Source organism: Clostridium malenominatum (assembly GCF_039521365.1).
Taxonomy (GTDB): domain Bacteria; phylum Bacillota; class Clostridia; order Clostridiales; family Clostridiaceae; genus Clostridium_AW; species Clostridium_AW malenominatum.
On the sequence record NZ_BAAACF010000010.1, the window covers coordinates 1 to 1,723 of the forward strand.

Below are 1,723 nucleotides of genomic sequence, written 5' to 3' on the forward strand. Positions count from 1 at the left end.
TTATCATGCTGTAATTAAGTTGTCAACATGTTTTTTAAATTTATCTTAAAGATTTATTTGCCGCGTTTAGCGACGAAGATAATAATAACATCATATATAGTTCTATTTTTAAGTTAATATTACTATAAGATTAATTTAAATGATTAATACTCTCTTTATCTTTCTTATTCTCTCTAAATCATATATTGATACACTAGGAAGAGTATAAGTGAAATCCAGCTCTTTACTTCACAAAAGAGCTGGATTAACATCTACTTTATCTCAACTTTATATATTTCCCTTAATTTATTTGTAAAATTAAAATATTCAATTCTTTGTTTTTGTTGTAGTAATTGATTTTTTATATTATCTTTTACTTTATCTAATGGCATTATAAATGTAGGGTTTTTATGTTCTACTTTTATAATATGATATCCAAATTGGGTTTTAACTGGACTACTTATCACTCCTACTTCTAATTCAAAAGCAGCTTTTTCAAATTCTGGAACCATTCTTCCTCTTCCAAAAGTACCTAAATTACCACCTGAACTCTTTGATGGACACATTGAAAAATTTTCTGCCGCTTCTTCAAAACTCATACCATTATTAATCTTTTTAAGAGCTTCTTCTGATTCTTCAAGTGTTGTCGTCAATATATGTTTTGCAACTATGCTTTCTTCAGTTCTAAACGCCTCCTTATTTGAGTTATAGTATTCTTCTATTTCCTTATCAGAAACTTCTACTTGTGAAAGAAGTTTCCCTATTGAATACTGAGCTAAAACTTCCTTTTTTATTTTTTCTAATTGCTCAACAAATCTACTCTCATTTTCTACATTATTGTCTTTTGCATAGTTATAAAATAGTTCAAAACCAATTATTTCTTCTAATAATTGCTTCTTCCCTTCTTCACTTCTCGCATAAGATTGTCTGTCTACAGGAACCTTTTCAATTACTTCTTCTAGATCCCATTCTTTAATTTCATTTCCATTTACTACTGCTAAAACTTTATTCTCCATAGATATTCTCCTTTTATATGTATTTTCTTATTAATTATTACATATAAAATATGTTATTTCCATAAAATAATACAAATTTTAGTTGTAAATTATTTTTTTCAATTGTATCATCATATTAAATATATATTTTAACAAGAGGTGATAAGTATATGGAAAATATTTTATTAGAAGAAGGTATGCTCGCTCCAGATTTTGAACTAGAAGGTTCCGATAGAAAAATTCATAGTCTAAAAGATTATAGAGGGAAAACTATAATCTTATACTTTTATCCCAAAGATAATACCCCTGGCTGAACTACTCAAGCTAAATCTTTTAAAGATAATGCTATAACCCTGGATGGGTTAAATGCCTTAATTATAGGAGTAAGTAGAGATTCCCTTGCTTCTCACGACAAATTTATTAATAAACTTAACTTACCATTTATTTTACTTTCTGATTCAGAAGGTAAAGTTTCTCAACTTTATGGTGTATTGCGTAATAAGTCCATGTTTGGAAAAACAGTCTTAGGAGTTGAACGAAGTACATTTTTAATTGATGAAGAAGGTATTTTAAAAAAGATTTATAGAAAAGTGTCCGTTCAGAATCATATAGAAGAATTAATTAATTTTTTAAGCAAATAATTTAAAAATAAAAAAACATACCTATCTAAGGTATGTTTTTTTGGTGGCTCGACCAGGAATCGAACCAGGGACACGAGGATTTTCAGTCCTCTGCTCTACCGACTGAGC

The 1,723-nt window shown here is 28.1% G+C and carries 2 protein-coding genes; one reads left to right on the forward strand and one right to left on the reverse strand.

From position 1 onward, the window contains the following. Positions 1–251: 251 nt before the first annotated feature. Positions 252–995, reverse strand: a complete 744-nt coding sequence (locus ABDZ69_RS15550; RefSeq protein ID WP_343771088.1) for a peptidylprolyl isomerase — start codon at positions 993–995, stop codon at positions 252–254. A 149-nt stretch (positions 996–1,144) separates the two neighbouring features. On the opposite strand from ABDZ69_RS15550, the gene ABDZ69_RS15555 reads away from it, so the two are divergent. Next, a complete protein-coding gene (locus ABDZ69_RS15555; RefSeq protein ID WP_343771090.1) occupies positions 1,145–1,615 on the forward strand; it encodes a peroxiredoxin in 471 nt (156 codons plus the stop codon). Positions 1,616–1,723: the final 108 nt, after the last annotated feature.